This window comes from Neisseria leonii, assembly GCF_028776105.2.
GTDB lineage: Bacteria > Pseudomonadota > Gammaproteobacteria > Burkholderiales > Neisseriaceae > Neisseria > Neisseria leonii.
This window is the reverse complement of sequence record NZ_CP145606.1, coordinates 115,123-133,756: the sequence shown is the minus strand read 5'-3', so window position 1 is coordinate 133,756 and position 18,634 is coordinate 115,123. Positions and strand designations below refer to the sequence as shown.

The 18,634-nt window shown below is 53.5% G+C and carries 17 protein-coding genes, 1 tRNA gene and 1 pseudogene; 11 read left to right on the top strand and 8 right to left on the bottom strand.

Annotated features, from left to right (window positions below):
- Positions 1 to 108 precede the first annotated feature (108 nt).
- The 3 genes from ORY85_RS00730 to gshB all read right to left on the bottom strand — a co-directional run bounded on the left by ORY85_RS00730 (position 109) and on the right by gshB (position 2,071).
- Complete coding sequence (locus ORY85_RS00730) at positions 109 to 582, bottom strand: copper chaperone PCu(A)C (RefSeq protein WP_274570607.1); 474 nt, start codon at positions 580 to 582, stop codon at positions 109 to 111.
- A gap of 112 nt (positions 583 to 694) precedes the next feature.
- Positions 695 to 1,084 carry a diacylglycerol kinase gene (locus ORY85_RS00725; RefSeq protein WP_274570608.1) on the bottom strand — a complete coding sequence of 130 codons (390 nt, stop codon included), beginning with the start codon at positions 1,082 to 1,084 and terminating at the stop codon, positions 695 to 697.
- Between the two features lie 39 nt (positions 1,085 to 1,123).
- Positions 1,124 to 2,071, bottom strand: a complete 948-nt coding sequence (gshB, locus tag ORY85_RS00720) for a glutathione synthase (protein ID WP_274570609.1) — start codon at positions 2,069 to 2,071, stop codon at positions 1,124 to 1,126.
- Between the two features lie 187 nt (positions 2,072 to 2,258).
- On the opposite strand from gshB, the gene ORY85_RS00715 reads away from it, so the two are divergent.
- The 9 genes from ORY85_RS00715 to ORY85_RS00675 all read left to right on the top strand — a co-directional run bounded on the left by ORY85_RS00715 (position 2,259) and on the right by ORY85_RS00675 (position 13,060).
- Positions 2,259 to 3,692, top strand: coding sequence for a DASS family sodium-coupled anion symporter (locus ORY85_RS00715; protein ID WP_338578496.1), 1,434 nt, complete (start codon positions 2,259 to 2,261; stop codon positions 3,690 to 3,692).
- 122 nt (positions 3,693 to 3,814) lie between these two features.
- Complete coding sequence (gene serS / locus ORY85_RS00710) at positions 3,815 to 5,107, top strand: serine--tRNA ligase (RefSeq protein ID WP_274570611.1); 1,293 nt, start codon at positions 3,815 to 3,817, stop codon at positions 5,105 to 5,107.
- Positions 5,108 to 5,270: 163 nt separating this feature from the next.
- Positions 5,271 to 6,362, top strand: a complete 1,092-nt coding sequence (gene recA / locus ORY85_RS00705) for a recombinase RecA (RefSeq protein WP_274570612.1) — start codon at positions 5,271 to 5,273, stop codon at positions 6,360 to 6,362.
- A 112-nt stretch (positions 6,363 to 6,474) separates the two neighbouring features.
- Entirely contained in the window at positions 6,475 to 7,950 is a 1,476-nt protein-coding gene (gene trpE / locus ORY85_RS00700) for an anthranilate synthase component I (RefSeq protein WP_274570613.1), read from the top strand.
- A gap of 68 nt (positions 7,951 to 8,018) precedes the next feature.
- Positions 8,019 to 8,963: a DNA cytosine methyltransferase gene (locus tag ORY85_RS00695; RefSeq protein ID WP_274570614.1), complete on the top strand. Its 945-nt coding sequence runs from the start codon at positions 8,019 to 8,021 to the stop codon at positions 8,961 to 8,963.
- A complete protein-coding gene (locus tag ORY85_RS00690) occupies positions 8,960 to 9,814 on the top strand; it encodes an NgoMIV family type II restriction endonuclease (RefSeq protein ID WP_274570615.1) in 855 nt (284 codons plus the stop codon). Before ORY85_RS00695 ends, ORY85_RS00690 begins: the two co-directional genes overlap by 4 nt.
- Before the next feature lie 19 nt (positions 9,815 to 9,833).
- Positions 9,834 to 10,979, top strand: a complete 1,146-nt coding sequence (locus ORY85_RS00685) for a 5-(carboxyamino)imidazole ribonucleotide synthase (protein ID WP_274570616.1) — start codon at positions 9,834 to 9,836, stop codon at positions 10,977 to 10,979.
- Between the two features lie 159 nt (positions 10,980 to 11,138).
- Positions 11,139 to 11,621 carry a GNAT family N-acetyltransferase gene (locus ORY85_RS00680; RefSeq protein ID WP_274570617.1) on the top strand — a complete coding sequence of 161 codons (483 nt, stop codon included), beginning with the start codon at positions 11,139 to 11,141 and terminating at the stop codon, positions 11,619 to 11,621.
- A gap of 794 nt (positions 11,622 to 12,415) precedes the next feature.
- Positions 12,416 to 13,060 carry a DUF4375 domain-containing protein gene (locus tag ORY85_RS00675; RefSeq protein WP_274570618.1) on the top strand — a complete coding sequence of 215 codons (645 nt, stop codon included), beginning with the start codon at positions 12,416 to 12,418 and terminating at the stop codon, positions 13,058 to 13,060.
- Between the two features lie 107 nt (positions 13,061 to 13,167).
- On the opposite strand, the gene dcd is transcribed toward ORY85_RS00675, so the two are convergent.
- Together dcd and ORY85_RS00665 are read right to left on the bottom strand one after the other, a co-directional pair.
- Complete coding sequence (gene dcd / locus ORY85_RS00670; RefSeq protein WP_274570619.1) at positions 13,168 to 13,734, bottom strand: dCTP deaminase; 567 nt, start codon at positions 13,732 to 13,734, stop codon at positions 13,168 to 13,170.
- A 29-nt stretch (positions 13,735 to 13,763) separates the two neighbouring features.
- Positions 13,764 to 14,663 carry a recombination-associated protein RdgC gene (locus ORY85_RS00665; RefSeq protein ID WP_274570620.1) on the bottom strand — a complete coding sequence of 300 codons (900 nt, stop codon included), beginning with the start codon at positions 14,661 to 14,663 and terminating at the stop codon, positions 13,764 to 13,766.
- A gap of 178 nt (positions 14,664 to 14,841) precedes the next feature.
- Here ORY85_RS00665 and ORY85_RS00660 point away from each other — a divergent pair.
- Positions 14,842 to 14,917 (top strand) — tRNA-Glu (locus tag ORY85_RS00660).
- 486 nt (positions 14,918 to 15,403) lie between these two features.
- Here the strand turns inward: ORY85_RS00660 and ORY85_RS10580 are convergent.
- From ORY85_RS10580 to ORY85_RS00650, 3 genes and pseudogenes are all read right to left on the bottom strand, one after another.
- Positions 15,404 to 16,417, bottom strand: a pseudogene (locus ORY85_RS10580) (recombinase family protein); the annotation flags it as partial.
- Complete coding sequence (locus ORY85_RS00655) at positions 16,414 to 16,914, bottom strand: hypothetical protein (protein ID WP_274570622.1); 501 nt, start codon at positions 16,912 to 16,914, stop codon at positions 16,414 to 16,416. The pseudogene ORY85_RS10580 and the gene ORY85_RS00655, both read right to left, overlap by 4 nt.
- 197 nt (positions 16,915 to 17,111) lie before the next feature.
- A complete protein-coding gene (locus ORY85_RS00650; RefSeq protein WP_274570624.1) occupies positions 17,112 to 18,107 on the bottom strand; it encodes a tyrosine-type recombinase/integrase in 996 nt (331 codons plus the stop codon).
- 251 nt (positions 18,108 to 18,358) lie between these two features.
- Between ORY85_RS00650 and ORY85_RS00645 the strand changes: the two genes are divergently transcribed.
- The gene (locus ORY85_RS00645) at positions 18,359 to 18,622 is read left to right on the top strand and encodes a hypothetical protein (protein WP_274570626.1); all 264 of its coding nucleotides are present in this window, start codon (positions 18,359 to 18,361) and stop codon (positions 18,620 to 18,622) included.
- Positions 18,623 to 18,634 lie beyond the last annotated feature (12 nt).

Sequence of the window (18,634 nt, the reverse complement as noted above, 5' to 3'; positions counted from 1 at the left end):
CTTCCCTGCCCGCAAGCTGTCGGATACAAATATCCGGCCTACAATCTTTTCAGACGGCCTCCATGCAAAAAAACCGCCCAAAGGCGGTTGTTCTGTTTCCCATGCCGGTCAATGCTTGCCTGCCTGATGGCCGCCCTGATGGCCGGCGGGCATACCCTCATGATTGGCTTTCACGGTTACGGTTACGGTTTTAGGCTGTGCAGTTTGAAATTCCAGCGTCAGCGGAAACTTCTGCCCCGCATCCAGCGGCTGTTTCAATCCCATCAGCATGATGTGGTAACTGCCCGGCTTCAATACCGCCCCGGCACCGTTTTTCAGCGGCAGGCCGCCTTCCACGCGGCGCATACGCATCACACCGTTGTCATTGACATGGTTGTGCACCTCCACCCGCTCGGCCAGCGGTGTGCTGCCGCCCAGCAGAACATCGTCGCGCCCGCTGTCGTTTTCCAACTTCATAAACACACCGCCCATACTCATGCCCTGAACGGTGGCACGCGCCCAGACATCGTCTGCCTCGATACCGGCGGCAAATACGCCTTGGCAGACTGCCGCCAAAAGCAGCGCAAGCCCTGTTTTTTTCATTTTCCCCCTCCTGTCGGGTTGTCAAAAAATTCGTTTGTCCGTGCCATTTTAGCACTTGTGCTCCGGCTGCAAAGGTTTTTACCTGCGGAATTTGATCCAACCCAAACCCGCATCAGCCGTATTCGCGCCACAAAGCCATCAGCCACAGCACCACCAGCATCACCAGGCTCAAAATCTGTGCGGCCGACCCGAGGTCTTTGGCCTGTTTGGCCAGCGGATGGCGCGCGGTGGACGTATGATCGACTGCTGCCTCCACCGCCGTATTCAGCAACTCGATAATCAGCGAAACAAACGATACCGCCAGCAGCACCATCTTGGTCGGTATGCCGAACGGCAGCAGCACCAGCAGCAGTAACAGCGTGCCGTGTATCCACAACAGTTGGCGGAAGCCCTGTTCTTTACAGGCCGTCTGAAACCCGTCCCACGAATAATGCAGTGCGCGAATGATGCGGCGCAGGCCGGTTTTGCCTTTCATTCTCTGCGCGTAACTTCTTTTATTCATACATTCAATATTCCAATCGGCAGCCCGTTTTCAGACGGCCTATAACTGTTTTTCCAACGCATCGATAAAGCAGGCTGCCGTATCGAAGCCTTTCTGTCCGGCAATTTCCTGAAAACCGGTGGGGCTGGTTACGTTCACTTCGGTCAGGCAGTCGCCGATAATGTCCAAACCCGCCAACAGAATCCCGCGCCGCATCAGCCCGGGTGCCAGCGATTCGGCGATTTCGCGGTCGCGCGGCGACAACTCCTGCGCCACGCCGCGCCCGCCCGCCGCCAGATTGCCGCGCGTTTCGCCCTGCTGCGGAATCCGCGCCAGCGCATACGGCACCACCTGCCCGCCGATCACCAGCACGCGTTTGTCACCGTGCACGATTTCGGGCAGATACCGCTGCGCCATAATGGTGCGCGTATCCAGCTGCATCAGGGTTTCCAGAATGCTGCCGGTATTCGGGTCGTCGCGGCGCAGGCGGAAAATGCCCATGCCGCCCATACCGTCCAGCGGTTTGACGATAATGTCGCCGTGTTCGGCCAAAAAGGCGCGCACATCAGAGGCACGGGTGGTTACCGTGGTCGGCGCAATGAAATCGGCAAACTGCAAAATCGCCAGTTTTTCGTTGAAATCGCGCATCGCCTGCCCGCTGTTGAACACCTTCGCGCCCTGACCTTCCGCCAGCGTCAACAGCTGGGTGGCATACAGATACTGCATATCGAACGGCGGGTCGGTGCGCATCACCACCGCATCGAATCCATTCAACGCGCGCGGCACGGGTGCTTCGGCGCGAAACCATGCGCCGCCGTCGGCCTGTCCGCCGAGAAAGGCAAACGGCGCCGCCTGCGCGTACACCGTGCCGCCCGCCACCGACAATTGGCCCGAAAGCGTATGGAACAGCCGCCAGCCGCGCCGCGCCGCTTCGCGCATCATGGCAAACGTCGTATCTTTGTAGGTTTTGAAACCGGCCATCGGGTCGGCAATAAATAAAATATCCATTTTGTCCGCCTTCTGAAAACAGGCGCATATGATAGCAAGAAACACGCCGTACCGTGTGCCTCCCCCCCTGCTTTTCACACACAAACTGCTTGCCTAAAAATTAAATTTCCCCTATGTTTCGTTAAGAGCGGTTAGGTAACGGTACACAACCGCGCTTTCTTATGCTTGTCATTAACAGAAACCTGACATTGGGAGAACCTGTTTCCATGAATATTACCCCCCCCCCCCCCCGCAACAGCCCGGCAATGTCGAGCTGCTCAGCGCTCAGCCGCCGGTAACGGACTTCCGCGGCCTGCTGATCGCCGTCATTGCCGCCCTGGTCGGCTTTGCGCTCTATTACATTCTGCCTTACGAACACAATGTCAATGTCGGCCTGGCCATTTTGGGCTTTGTCGCGATTATGTGGTTTACCGAAGCGGTACACATTACCATTACCGCCCTGATGGTACCGATTCTGGCCGTGGCGTTCCAAGTGCCGGAAATGGGTACCAAACAGGCACTGGCCAGCTTCGCCGACCCGATTATTTATGTATTCTTCGGCGGCTTCGCGCTGGCCACCGCGCTGCATATCCAAAGCCTCGACCGCAAAATCGCCGTCTGGCTGATTTCGCTCTCCGGCGGCAATACGCTGGTGGCCGTTCTGCTCCTGTTTGTCGCCACCGCATTTTTATCGATGTGGATCAGCAATACCGCCACCGCCGCCATGATGCTGCCGCTGGCCATGGGTATGATGAGCCATTTGGATAAAGAAAAAGACCGCAACACCTTCGTCTTCGTCCTGCTGGGCATCGCCTACTGCGCCAGCATCGGCGGTCTCGGCACCATCGTCGGTTCGCCGCCCAATGCGATTGCCGCCAAAGCCTTGGAGCTGGACTTTGCCGGCTGGATGAAATACGGCCTGCCGATGATGCTCCTGCTGCTGCCGCTCATGGTGTTTTCGCTGTATGTGCTGCTGCGTCCCAATTTCTCGCAGCGTGTTTCCATCCAGGCGGAAAATATTCCTTGGACACTGCACCGCGTACTGACCCTAATCATTTTCATCATCACCGCCGCCGCGTGGATTATGGGCAGTACATTGAAAGAAAAATTCAATATCGGCAGCCCCGATGCCTTTGTCGCCCTGTGCGCCGCCGTAGCCGTGGTAGTGTTCGGCGTAGTGCGCTGGCGCGAAGTGGCACGCAATACTGACTGGGGCGTACTGATGCTCTTCGGCGGCGGTATCGCTTTAAGCAACCTTCTGCTCAAATCGGGTGCCGCCGCCGCACTGGGTCAGGAAATGGCTGCGGTACTCGCTGCCACGCCGCCGCTGCTGATCGTGCTTGCCGTGGCCGCCTTTATCATTTTCCTGACCGAATTTACCAGCAATACCGCCTCCGCCGCGCTGCTGGTACCGGTATTCGCCAGCGTGGCCGCACAAATGGGGCTGCCCAAAGAAGTACTGGTGATGATTATCGGCATCGGTGCTTCGTGTGCCTTTATGCTGCCGGTTGCCACCCCGCCCAACGCCATTGTGTTCGGTACAGGGCTGGTCAAACAGCGCGACATGATGCGCGTGGGTATGCTGCTCAATATTTTGAGTATTCTTCTGGTTGCCCTCTGGGCCTATGTTTTCCTGATGTAAACCCCACCCGCCAGGCCGTCTGAAAACAGGCAGAATGCCGTTTTCAGACGGCCTTTTCCGTTTCGGATAAAGACGAAATGGTTTAGAATACCGCCATCTATCGATTGACTTGGGAAACCGCTATGCTCGACATCCAACAGCTCCGCAACGACCCTGCCGCCGTCGCGCAAAAACTCGCCGCGCGCGGCTATACTTTCGACAGCGGACGCTTCGCCCGCCTCGAAGAAGCCCGCAAAACCGCCCAAATGCAGACCGAAGACATGCAGGCCGCCCGCAATACGCTGTCCAAACAAATCGGCGCGCTCAAAAGCCAAGGCAGACATGACGAAGCCCAAGCCGCAATGGACGAAGTCGCCCGCATCAAAACCGCTCTGGAAGAACAGGCAGCCGCTTTGGAAGCCGTTCAGGCCGAACTGGACGGCTGGCTGGCCGGTATCCCCAATCTGCCGCACGAAAGCGTACCGGCCGGTGCCGACGAAAACAGCAATGTCGAAATCCGCCGCCACGGCGAGCCGCGCACATTCGACTTCCCCGTCAAAGACCATGTCGATTTGGGTGCACCGCTGGGCTTGGACTTTGAAACCGCCGCCAAACTCTCCGGCGCGCGCTTTTCCCTGATGCGCGGCCCCGTCGCCCGCCTGCACCGCGCACTGGCACAGTTCATGCTCGACACCCACACCCAACAGCACGGCTACACCGAATGCTACACGCCCTACATCGTGAACAGCACCGCCCTCACCGGCACCGGCCAGCTGCCGAAATTCGCCGACGATATGTTCCACGTTACCCGCGGCGGCGATGAAGAAAAAACCACCCAATACCTGATTTCCACCGCCGAAATCACCCTCACCAACACCGTGGCCGACAGTATCACGCCCGAAGATGCCCTGCCCGTCAAACTCACCGCCCATTCGCCCTGCTTCCGCTCCGAAGCCGGCTCGCACGGCAGGGACACACGCGGCCTGATCCGCCAGCACCAGTTCGACAAAGTGGAAATGGTGCAGATTGTCCGCCCCGAAACCTCCTACGCCGCACTGGAAGAAATGGTCGGCCATGCCGAAAAAATCCTGCAACTGCTCGAACTGCCCTACCGCGTAATGGCGCTGTGCAGCGGCGACATGTCATTCAGCGCGGCCAAAACCTATGATTTGGAAGTGTGGATACCCGCACAAAACGCCTACCGCGAAATTTCCAGCTGCTCCAACTGCGAAGACTTCCAAGCCCGCCGCATGAAAGCGCGCTACAAAGATGCCGAAGGCAGAAACCGCCTGCTGCACACGCTCAACGGCTCCGGTCTGGCCGTCGGCCGCACTTTGGTAGCCGTATTGGAAAACCACCAGCAGGCAGACGGCAGCATCCGCATTCCTGCCGCCCTGCGTCCCTACTTGGGCGGGGCAGAAACCCTGCGCGCATAAAAAATGCCGTCTGAAAACGCATGACACCGCTTTTCAGACGGCCTCCTTGCAACAAAATCGTAAAAAAGCGCACTAAACTTAGAAAAATCTTATTTTAAACTTTACTTTTTCTTAGCTTGTGCGATAATCCACCCATTCATTCACACAGCAGGCGAGACGCATCATGGCTGACGACAAAAAAAACAAAAACACCTTCACCCTCCCCGGCACGGCCGAAGAAAAAAACAAAGCCTTGGCCGCGGCCTTGGCCGCGATTGAAAAAAACTTCGGCAAAGGCTCCATCATGAAAATGGACGGCAGCCAGCAGGAAGAAAATCTGGAAGTATTCTCCACCGGCTCCATCGGCCTGGATCTGGCACTCGGTGTAGGCGGTCTGCCGCGCGGCCGCATCGTCGAAATCTTCGGCCCCGAATCTTCGGGTAAAACCACCCTGTGCCTGGAATCCATCGCCCAATGCCAGAAAAGCGGCGGCGTCTGCGCCTTTATCGATGCCGAACACGCATTTGATCCCGTTTATGCGCGCAAACTCGGCGTGAAAGTCGAAGAACTCTACCTTTCACAGCCGGACACCGGCGAGCAGGCTCTGGAAATCTGCGACACGCTGGTGCGCAGCGGCGGCTTGGATATGGTGGTGGTCGATTCTGTGGCGGCGCTGGTGCCCAAAGCCGAAATCGAAGGCGAAATGGGCGACAGCCATGTCGGCCTGCATGCCCGCCTGATGAGCCAGGCCCTGCGCAAACTTACCGGCCACATCAAAAAAACCAACACTCTGGTGGTGTTTATCAACCAAATCCGCATGAAAATCGGCGTGATGTTCGGCAACCCCGAAACCACCACCGGCGGCAACGCACTCAAATTCTATGCTTCCGTGCGCCTCGATATCCGCCGTGGCGGCCAAATCAAAAAAGGCGACGACATTCTCGGCAATGAAACCAAAGTCAAAGTCATCAAAAACAAAGTCGCCCCCCCTTTCCGTCAAGCCGATTTCGACATTCTCTACGGCGAAGGCATCAGCTGGGAAGGCGAACTGGTGGACTGGGGCGTGAAATACGGCATCGTCGAAAAATCCGGCGCATGGTACAGCTACAACGGTGCCAAAATCGGACAGGGCAAAGACAACGTACGTATCTGGCTGAAAGAAAATCCCGAGGTTGCCGCCGAAATCGATGCCAAAATCCGCGCGGCAGCCGGTACCAACATGCAGATTACCGAAGGTATCATCGACGATACCGACGGCGAAGCACCCGAAGAATAAGCCCCGTCCCAAAGGCCGTCTGAAATCCGCCCTGCCGGTTTTCCAGACGGCCTTTCGGGCAGAAAAATGCTATACTGATCGGCATTTTTCCCTATCGAACACCGTCCGAGACATGATCAGCAAACAAGAATATTTGTCCCAAGCCGCCGCCGGCTACAACCGCATTCCGCTGGTACAGGAACTGCTGGCCGATTTGGATACCCCGCTCTCGCTCTATCTCAAACTGGCCAACCGGCCGTTCAGCTACCTGCTCGAATCGGTGGTCGGCGGCGAGCGTTTCGGACGCTACTCCTTTATCGGCCTGCCCTGCTCCACCTATCTCAAAGTATGCGGCCGCCACGTTGATGTGTACCGGAACGGCGAAATCGCCGAACAGTTCGACGGCAACCCGCTGCCTTTTATCGAAGCATTCCACCAACGTTTCAAAACCCCCGACATTCCCGGCCTGCCGCGCTTTACCGGCGGCCTGGTCGGCTATTTCGGCTACGAAACCATCTGCCACTTCGAGCATTTCGCCCACCGCCTGAAAAACCCGCCCAAAGACAACAGCCCGGACACCCCCGATATTCTGCTGATGTTCTCGCAGGAATTGGCCGTTGTCGATAATCTGTCCGGCAAAATTTACCTGATTGTCTATGCCGACACCGAAAACCCCGACAGCTACGAAACGGCACGGGCGCGTTTGGAAGACTTACGCACCCGCCTGCGCCAAAACTGCGCCATTCCGCTGTCATTGGGCAGCAGCCGCACCGAAGCCGTCAGCGGATTCGGCGAACAGGCCTTCCGATCCTGCGTGGCAAAAATCAAAGACTACATCTTCGCCGGCGACTGTATGCAGGTCGTGGCGAGCCAGCGCATGAGCCTGCCCTACCGCGACAGCCCGCTCGCACTCTACCGCGCCCTGCGCACGCTCAACCCTTCGCCGTATCTGTTTTATTACGACTTCGGCGACTTCCACATCGTCGGATCCTCTCCCGAAATTCTGGTGCGCCGCGAACAGGACAACGTCATCGTCCGCCCCATCGCCGGCACCCGCCTGCGCGGTAAAACACCGGCCGAAGATACCGCCAACGAACAAGACCTGCTCGCCGATGCCAAAGAAATCGCCGAACACGTGATGCTCATCGACTTGGGGCGGAACGACATCGGCCGCATCAGCCAAACCGGCCAAGTCAAAGTCACCGACAAAATGGTCATCGAAAAATATTCCCATGTCATGCACATCGTTTCCCATGTCGAAGGCCGTCTGAAAAACGGCATATCCAACATGGATATTCTAGCCGCCACTTTCCCCGCCGGCACCCTCTCCGGCGCACCCAAAGTGCGTGCCATGGAAATCATCGAAGAAGTCGAACCCTGCAAACGCGGCATCTACGGCGGCGCGGTCGGCGTTTGGGGATTCAACAACGATATGGACTTGGCCATCGCCATCCGCACCGCCGTCATCAAAGACGGCACACTGTATGTCCAAAGCGGCGCAGGTGTGGTAGCCGACTCCGACCCCGAAGCCGAATGGCAGGAAACACAAAACAAAGCCCGCGCCGTCCTGCGCGCGGCGCAAATGGTGCAGGACGGGTTGGATAAATAGGATTTTCAGACGGCCTTTTTGAAAAAGGCCGTCTGAAATATCTAAATAATAAAAGTAAAATTTGTTCTATGAAATTTACATCATTAGAAATTTGCGCAGGAGCTGGCGGACAAGCCTTAGGCCTGGAAAAAGCTGGCTTTGAACACAAAGCTTTAGTAGAAATTGAATCTCCTGCTTGCGCCACGTTAAAGGCAAACCGACCACACTGGAATGTTATTCAGGCCGATGTCCGCCAATTCGATGGCAGTCCATACCGAGATATTGATTTACTGGCTGGCGGTGTGCCATGTCCTCCATTTTCGAAAGCAGGCAAACAATTAGGTGCAAATGATGAGCGCGACTTATTTCCAGAGGCCATCCGTCTAACAAAAGAAACCCACCCTAAAGCAATTATGCTTGAAAATGTACGCGGTTTACTTGATCCAAAATTTGAGGAATACCGTAACCACATTACTCAACAATTCGCACAATTGGGTTACATTGGGCAATGGAAACTGCTTTATGCAGCTGATTTTGGCGTATCTCAGCTTCGGCCTCGTGTCATTTTTGTTGCTCTATTACCTGAGTATGCCAATTATTTCACTTGGCCTGAAACAAATCTTGTTGCACCCATAACAGTTGGTGAACTATTACTTGATTTAATGCAAGAAAGAGGCTGGAAAAATGCCAATGAATGGCATTTAAAAGCCAATCAGGTTGCACCCACATTAGTAGGTGGTTCCAAAAAACATGGCGGTGCCGACCTAGGACCAACACGCTCTAAACGCGCATGGAAAGAATTGTGTGTTGATGGTTCAGGCTTATGGGACGAGGCTCCGCCAGAAGATTTTATCGGTATGCCACGCCTGACAGCAAGAATGACTGCACGCATTCAAGGTTTTCCTGATGAATGGATTTTTGTTGGAAAAAAAACACCTGCTTATAGGCAAATCGGTAATGCTTTCCCCCCTCCTGTCGCAGAAGCTGTTGGTCGCCAAATTATTAAAGCACTAAATAAGGAAAACAATGAATGAATCCTATTTTTATGCTGGAAAGAAAAATTTTTCATCAAAATTTACTCAATAGTATTCTTACAACCAATTCCAAAGGAATAGTCAGCAATGCAGACGGTAACAACGCACGAAGCTGCAATATAGCCAAAAAAATTGCTGAACAACTAGAAGCACAAATTATTACAGACCGTGCGGCCGGACAAACTTCCGGCAATGCTTTTGAATCCATTTGCAGCCAATTTATCAAAATTGCTTTTTCCAAACTTCAACATATCCGCCCGGGTGACTGGAATGTTAAACAGATCGGTTCCCGTAACCGTTTAGAAATTGCCAACTATCAGCAATACGCTCATTTAGTCGCCTTGGCTAGAGCCGCTGAAAATGACCCCGAATTAGCAGCGGCTTTAGGCAGCGATTACACCATTACACCAGACATTATCGTAACTAGAGATTTAATTGAGGATTCTAAAATCAATCAAAACGAATTTCTTGTAAATGAATTCATTTCGACTCTTTCAAGTTTAAGAAAATCAAATCATTTACCATTGCTTCATGCAAGCATTTCCTGCAAATGGACAATCCGAAGCGACCGTGCACAGAATGCCCGTTCTGAGGGACTCAATCTTGTTCGTAATCGAAAAGGTCGTTTACCGCACGTTGTGGTCGTTACTGGCGAGCCTACGCCGAATCGAATTGCTTCCATTGCACTGGGAACCGGAGAAATTGACTGCGTTTACCATTTTGCTCTCTACGAACTAGAAAAAGCACTACAAAACCTAGGCTATGGAGATTCATTGGATTTATTTCATACCATGGTAGATGGAAAACGCCTGAAAGATATTTCTGATTTACCCTTAGATTTAGCGATTTAATTTTGACTTACCACAAGCCATGACACTCAATACACCCATTCTTCCCCCTGCCATGCTCGGCATTCTCGGCGGCGGCCAGCTCGGCCGCATGTTCGCCATAGCCGCCAAAACCATGGGCTACCGCATTACCGTACTCGACCCCGACCCCGATGCCCCCGCCGCCGAATTTGCCGACCGCCATTTGTGCGCGCCTTTTGACGATGCGGCCGCACTGAACGAATTGGCGCAATGCGCCGCCGTGACCACCGAGTTTGAAAACGTCAATGCCGATTCCATGCGCTTTTTGGCCACACATACACGCGTCTCGCCGAGCGGCGATTGCGTGGCGGTGGCACAAAACCGCATTCAGGAAAAAGCGCGGATTCAAAAAGCCGGCCTGCAAACCGCGCCGTATCAGGCCGTCTGCAAAGTTGAAGACATCAGCGAAGCAAGTGCGGAGTTTCTGCCCGGCATTTTGAAAACCGCCACACTGGGTTACGACGGCAAAGGCCAAATACGCGTGAAAACCTTGGCCGAACTCCAAGCCGCGTTTGCCGAATTGGGCGGTGTGGACTGCGTGTTGGAAAAAATGGTGGATTTGCGCGGCGAGATTTCGGTGATTGTCTGCCGTCTGGACAGCGAAAATGTACAGACGTTCGACCCCGCCGAAAACATTCACGAAAACGGCATTCTCGCCTATTCCGTCGTCCCCGCCCGTCTGCCGCAAGACATTCAGCAGCAGGCACGGCAGATGGCGCGCCGTTTGGCCGACGAATTGGACTATGTGGGCGTGTTGGCAGTGGAACTGTTCGCCGTGGGCGATACACACGAATTGGTGGTAAACGAAATCGCCCCGCGCCCGCACAACAGCGGCCACCACACCATCGATGCCTGTGCTGCCGACCAATTCCAACAGCAGGTGCGCATCATGTGCAGCCTGCCGCCCGCCGATACGCGCCTGCTGTCGCCCTGCTGCATGGCCAATATTCTCGGCGATGTATGGGGCGCGGACGGCGGGGAACCCGATTGGCTGCCCCTGCAACGCGACCCGGCCGCCCATCTGCACCAATACGGCAAACAGGCCGCCCGCAAAGGCCGGAAAATGGGGCATTTTACCGTTCTGGCCAACGATGCCGGCACGGCCTTTGAACATGCCTGCGTCCTGCACGGCACTTTGGCAAAATAACCCGCTGCCAAGCCCGTACCGCCCCAACCGCAAACCGTTCAGCATTTGCTGATTTTTCCCCTATAATGGCAGCAAGCGTTTTTCAGACGGCCTGCACGCAACAGGCCGTCTGAAATATCCGATACAGAAACGGCTTTTGCCGATTGCAAAGGAACCGCCATGAGCCTGCTGACCATTCTGCGCCGCGCCACTGCCGACGATTGCGAACACATCTACAACGCGCACGAGTATGCCGTACAATACACCTGCCGCCGCAGCTATGACGAAACAGTGCTGGCCGCCTGGCGCGCACTGCTCTCACCCGAAAGCTACCTGGACACCATCGCCGATCCGCACCGCGAACTATGGGTGGTGGAATACAAAGGCCATATTCAGGGCTTTTTCCAACTGGATTTGAAAGAAGCCCAGCTCGACGCACTCTACGTCCACCCCTTTGTCCACAATCACGGCTTGGGCACTGCCCTGCTCCGGCGTGCCGAAGAATTGGCCGCCAAGGCCGATTTGAGCTTTATCAAACTCTACGCTTCCACCAATTCCATCGGTTTCTACAAACTCAACGGCTACGAATCGCTGGGGGCAGCCGAATTGCCGCTCAACCGCGAAGTCAGCGTAGATTGCGAACTGATGCGCAAATACCTCTGAACACCAACCTGTACCGCTCCCGATAAAACGGTTTTCCGCCGGAGAACGCTGCTTTCTGCCGTAAGGGAACAGTCAGCGATAGAAGGAAAGATGTTCTCAGGATAACGATGCGCCGACATTTTTTCTATCGGCACATGACAACAGCCGCATGACATAAAATATGTGTCATGCGGCTGTTGCCGGACTTCGTCCTATTCATGCCCGCAAAGCAGATCCATATGGCATTTGGCTTGCCCGATACCGATAAAGAAAAAATGCCATTTTGGCTGTTTCCTACCCTTGGCACGACATGACTACCGCTTCCGATTTGTCGTTCTGCTCATGAAAACCGGCCGTATTCGGCATCAGAAAAGCTGCCGGCCGCCCGGATTTCGGATCAAACGCAGCCTTGTAGCAATCAATCGGCAGCCTGATTTAGAAAGAATAATTGACGGTTATGGAAATACAGAAACCAGGTAGCATCATCCTTACCGTAGATGATAACCATCATGAGAATTTAATGACCAATATCTTAAAAACTTTTCTAATATGGTTTCAAGCGATTCTCAGAAAATTTGGATTTTGATTCGTCAAAGACATGAAATCTGCCAAACAAAGTTTTGGGTGGTACATAGCCTAACGATACGATCAATTGGGTTGTTCATACCCTAAGAGTTGTCCCAATACAGCACGAACCACACAATTGCCTGCCCCATTCTGTGAAAAAACCTGCCAAACCGCTTTAAATTCCGCACCACCGCCCGCATATCCGCTTTCCTTTCAAACTGTTTTGCACAAACAGCCGGAGCGCCGCTATGAGCCAACCTGATTTTGATGCCTTGTTCGGCAACGATGCCGAATTCAAACAATTGTTTGCCCAGTTGAACGAAGCCGAACAGCAGCAGTTCACACAAGAAGCCGCCGCACTGATGCGCGAAATGGAAAATATGTTTGAGAACTTCCGCCACCGCACCATTCATGAACGGTTAAGCACAGAGATTCTGGCAAAAACAGAAGACAAAAGTCTGGTTCTCACCGTTTTCGATACACTGGCACATCAGGCACCGAAAGACATCAGCGAAGCGGACTATCTGGCTGCACTCAGCCCCGAGCGGCGTGCGGTTTACGCGCTGTTTATTCTGGCGGGCGAAGTGGATAACGGCGGTTTCAACCAATATTATTACAATACCGAGGCAGAAGCGGCGGCCTATCTGCCCGAAGCCTGCGAGCTGATCGGCGCGCCGAAATATGCCGACTTGCTGCGCCGTGCCAATGCCTGCTACACACAACACCGCATTGCCGAGCGTCAAGACGGTTCGCTGGAAGGCTTTTGCGCTTCGTATCGGAACAATCCGCTCAGTCATTACGACGACGAATTTTACCTGCTGGAAAAAGGCGAAACGCTGGATACGCTTTTGGTGCGCTTTATCCGCCGACACCCGCAGGCTTTTGTCGATTAAACCATTCGGCCGACCCGGCGTCACAAGATGATAAAGGCCGTCTGAAATACCGTTTTCCCGTATTTCAGACGGCCTCCAACATATCAACTGCCTGCAAAACCGTTCAATCAGGCCTTCGGCAGCGTAACACCGGTCTGCCCCATATATTTGCCGTTTCTATCCTTATAAGAGGTTTCGCATACTTCGTCGCTCTCAAAAAACAAGACCTGCGCCACCCCTTCGCCCGCATAAATTTTGGCCGGCAGCGGCGTGGTATTGGAAAACTCCAACGTTACATAGCCCTCCCACTCCGGCTCGAACGGCGTAACATTGACAATGATACCGCAGCGCGCATAAGTCGATTTACCCAGACACACGGTCAAAACATTGCGCGGAATGCGGAAATATTCCACCGTGCGCGCCAAGGCAAACGAATTGGGCGGGATAATGCAGCAGTCGTCCTCCACCGTTACAAAATTGTTCGGATCAAAATTTTTCGGATCGACAATCGTGCTGTTGATGTTGGTGAAAATCTTAAATTCATTGGCACAGCGGATATCGTAGCCGTAGCTTGATGTACCGTAGGAAATAATCCTGCGCCCGTCCGCCTCTTTCACCTGACGCGGCTCGAACGGCTCAATCATGCCGAATTCCTCGCTCATACGGCGTATCCATTTGTCTGACTTGATGCTCATCATGTGTCCTTTGTAAAAAAACGTACGCCTTACTCCTGCCAGCCGCCCAGATGTGCCGCCAGCTCGTGCAGTATGGCACCCAGACTTTCCGCCATCAACAACTGCGATGCAAATGCCAAAGCCGGTGCGTCATCGCCGTATTGTTCGGCTTCTTCCTGTACCGTATCCAGATACTGAATGCGTTTGAGCGCGAAATCCTGTGTCAGGACAAAGGCAATCTGCTCGCGCCACACCAAACCCAGCTGGGTAACGGTTTTACCGTTTTTGATATGCTGCACTACTTCGTCGGAGGCCAAATCCGCATTGGTGATTTTCACGGTCGGCACCACATCGCCCGCGCCCTTGATTTCACAATCGCTGCCCAGCTCAAAACCGCCCTGCGCCGCACCGTTTTGCAGCCACTGCGTCATCAGGGCAGAGGGCGATTGCGCGGTTTTCGGCAGACGTGCCTCCAAACCGCCCAAAGCCTCACGCAGTTTCAGCAGCAGATTCTCCGCCTTGGCAGCCGATGCCTGATTCACCAGCAAAAACCCGTTTTTACGGTCGAGTACCGCCAACGTACGGCTGCTGCGGGTAAACGCACGCGGCAGCAAATCGTCGGTAATCTGCTCTTTCAATTCCTGCTTTTCTTTTTTGCCGACGGTACGGCCTTCGCTGTCCTGAATCTGCGCCACACGCTCGTCCAACATCTCGCGGATGACTGCCGCAGGCAATACGCGCTCCTCTTTTTTCAATGCAAACGAATCAGTCAAATCGGCCGAAAACACCGGCTCAGGCGAAAAACCCTGCGGTGCGGCAAACCCCTCACTGAACCAGTCCAGCCCCTGAACCGGCACAAACGCCGCCGCTGCCAACTTGTCAGCCAAAGTCTGCGTATCCGGCATCTTGTCCGCCGCAAGCGGGTAAAAACAGATTTGCTTAAACCACATGGTCATTCCCATTCAAACAGAAAGCCGCCATTATAACCGACCCGCCCCACTTTGCGGCAGCGCATCACGGGCAGCTGCCATTCCATCTTTGTCTGCCGCACGGCCGTCTGAAAACGGCTGCTTTCAGACGGCCTCCTTGACCTATGGCCAACCCGGCCTTTATAATGCCGAAACGCACGCGCCCATCGTCTAGAGGCCTAGGACACTGCCCTTTCACGGCGGCAACCGGGGTTCGAATCCCCGTGGGCGTGCCAATTTTCCAAACTATGAACCGTTTTAGGGGCTACCTTTTCTGGTATGTAGTTTATAACCAAGCTGTCAGCATTAAAATCAATGCTTTGTACAAAGCTCTGCAACATTATGCGGAGCTTTTTTACATCTTTCGTGTTTAAAATGATTTCCTTAAGCAAACCAACCGCCCCTAGGATTTCCTCTTGAGTCGGCTTGGCCACCAACGGCTCATCCTCAATTTTCACTAGCTCTGCCTTTAAAGCATTTTCTCGGTCGACATAATTATTGATGCGCTCTAGTAGCACCCCGCCATCAATATTCGGGTTACTTTCAAGCACTCTAAATAATGATTCTTTTCTACTCCGAATGTCTTTAAGTTCAGATTCTACTGCCCGCACCCGCTCTTTTCGCTCATTGTTTTTTTCATTATGCAGTTTGTATGCTTCTTCGATAAATTCTATCGCTAATTCTTGGGTTAAGAGCTTATCAACTATAAGACCTAGGAGATATTTATCTAACTTTTCCGCAGGCAGGCGGCGGCTTTCACAGGCGACCCCTTTTCTAAAACCGCTGCAATTGTAATAGTTGTAGGTTTTCGACCGCCCCGTGGCGTTCTCGATAACCATGGCCTTTCCGCATTTACCGCACCGCAGCAAACCGGAAAACAAAAAATTACTGCTTGGGCTACCGGCTACTTTTGTTCGAGGGCTGAATCGCTCCTGTACCGCATCAAAAAGCTCTTTTGACACAATCGCCTCATGTGTTTCCCGGATAATCCAATCTTCTTTTGGGTTAAGCTGTCGATTCGTTCTTTTATTGTAAATTGTCTGACCGATATAAACGGGATTCTTCATCATATGTGACAAGCTGGCGGACTGAAACTCGGTTCCGCGCATGCTGAACCCAGACTTATTCAGACTCTTTGCAATAGAGAGCGCGCTCTCGCCGCCTGCAAATCGCCTGAAAATTTCCAGTATCAACGGCACTTCGTCGTGATCCGGCATTAGGCGACGACGCTTGCCATCTTGGGCAACTTTGAAGCCAAAAGGCGGACGGCCGCCGTTATAAAAACCTCCTTCGGCGTTTTTGATCATCGCCCGACGCGTATCCCTGCTGATCTGCCGTGACACATGTTCGTCAATAATTTCCATGATTGACTCAGTGAACCATCCTTCGTCCGTGGTGCTATCGATATTCATACTGGCGTAGACAAGCTGCGTGCCAGACTCTTTCAGGATTTGCTTGTAGCTTGCCGCATCGATTTTATTTCGTGCAAATCTGGACGTTGACCATGCAATAAAGTAGTCGATTTCATTTACGGTGCAGTGGTTAATTGCTCGTTGAAAGGCGTGTCTCTTTAATGCAGACGTACCTGTCACGCCATCGTCTCGATAAACTCGGACGACAATAGCGCCAAGCTCTGCAGCCTTTTTGTGGCAAATTTCGATTTGAGCATCAATCGACACGCCGTCATCGGCTTGGCGTGTGGTGCTGACGCGGGCATATACAATTGCTGTCTTCATTTTGAGATTTTAATCCTATTTTCCACCCGTGATATGTGAGATGTACCGACTTTTTCACACAACTGGCTCTCGATTCTTCTCGCAGCCTGCCTGCCGCCGTATTTTTGTTTCACTAAAATCCCAAATCTGTCGCGCTGATACCGCTCTTGCGATCTGTAGGCTCTGAGCGTGACTAGTATGCCGCCATCTGGCCGCTTTATCTCGTCGTAGCTCCCTAGTATCTGCCACATTTTTATAAAATTGTCGTAGCCGATTTCGGCAGCCACTTTCTGCCAGATGTGGTTCAGTCCGATTTCGCGCAGCTGTTGTAGGCGGGGGTCTTTTTCGGGTGCGGTCGCCGCGCGATTTTCAGACGGCCTTAAGGCCGGTTCTGAAAATGTGTAGATTTCCGGGTACCCACCCCCCGGAGCGGGGGCGGCGGGGGAAGGTTGCCGAGCCCCCACCCTGTTTGCGTGTGCATTTTCCGCTGTCTGACTTCGCTTTTCCATATCGTTCATGCTCCTGTCTTGCTTGTGTTTCCGTTGTTACACTTCGCTTTTTGATGCAGTGCGAAGTGTTGCCGTTGTAAGAACCTGTTTGTTTTAGCCCGTTCTTAAGGCTAATTTGCAGACCATCTGAAACCCTTGTAAAACGTAAAGGGCAAGGTTCGCACTCTATGCTTTGTAAGAACCAAAGGGAACCTGAAAGCGGCTTTTTATTTGCGGATCAGGCTGTCGAGCAAATCGCTGGCGGGCGTTTTGATTTTGGCCAAGGGGTTGGCGCGGTCGAGATCGCGGAACAGTTTTCGGGTGGCCAGATGAACGTATATCTTGGTGGACTTGGGGTCGGCATGGCCGAGCAGGTCTTGGGTTACACGGTGGCTGATGTCGCTCTCCTCCAGCTCGGTGCCGAACAGGTGGCGCATGGCGTGGGGGTGGAGTTGGTCGGTGGGAATGCCGGCGGCCAAGCCGCGTTTGCGGATCATTTTGGCGATGGCCCGGGTGCTTAGGCGGCGGCGTTCACCGTGATACAGGTATTCGGGGCAGTTGCGGTTGCGGGTGCTGACAAACAGGACGTGATCGCCGTCGGGCAGCAGGGTGTCGATGGTTTGCAGTTCGGGATGCTCAAGGTAAACCCGCAGCAGCATTTCGGTTTCGCGCGGAACGGGCAGCTGGCGGGTTTTGTCGCCTTTTTCGGTGGTGCGCAGCAGCAGGCGCGGTTCGCCTTGGTCGATGGCGGTGATGAGATTGCTGCGGTTTAAGGCGGCCAAACCGCTGATCCGCAGGCCGCAGCCGAGGAGGATGGACAAAATCGCGGCATCGCGCAGACCGTCGAAACTGGACAGATCGGGCTGCCACATCAGTTTTTCGGCGCTGTCCAAGGTCATCACGCGCGGCAGCGGGCTGCCGGTTTTGGGATAGTTCAGGCTGCCTGAAAGTGCGTCATCGCTCAATTTCAGACGGCCTGTGTAGGCGTAAAACTCGCGCAGGCAGGAAATATGTGGCTTGCGGGAAACGGCTTTCAGGCCTTTTTTGTGCAGATAGGGGCCGGTGAATACAGCCAATTCGTCGGCCGATACCGTCAGCGGGTTTTTGCCGGCGAGCCATTGGGAAAAGCGGTTTAAGGTATCGCGGTAGGCGGCAATGGTGCGCGGTTTGCAGCCGTCGTTGGCGGCTTTGAACAGCAGGAAATCTTCAAAAATTTTGTCCATTTTCGGGAAGCAGGGGCAAAAAAGGCCGTGAAATTGTGGATGGCGGAATTTTAACATCAAGTTTTTGAATATGCTGGATTTTATTTCCACCAAATCCCGTGGATGGCGGCTGCGATTCCGTGGATGATTTTTTAGGCAGTCTGAATTTCCGTGGATGGCCGCTTTCCCTTTTTCTCCGCTTTATTTATCTTTATCTTTTTGAAAATATTAAATAAATATAAATAAAAGGCGGCAGCCGGCGAAAAAGGCCGATGTGGAAAAAAGCGGCATTTTGTGGATTTGAAAAAAAATCCGTGGATAAAAAGGCGAAATTGTGGAAGCTGTTTTATTTAAAATCAAAAGGTTGGATAAAATCCACGGAAAAATCCACGGATTTTTTTCAAAACTGCGCGAACCTTTCGGCAAAAAGTGCGTTTTCGCGGCTTTTTTGCCCTAACCGGCGGCAGAATGCGGGCGGGCGGCCAAAGCAAAACGGCAGGAAAAGCGAAGTTTGGGATTGGAAAAAGGCCGTCTGAAACGGAACATTT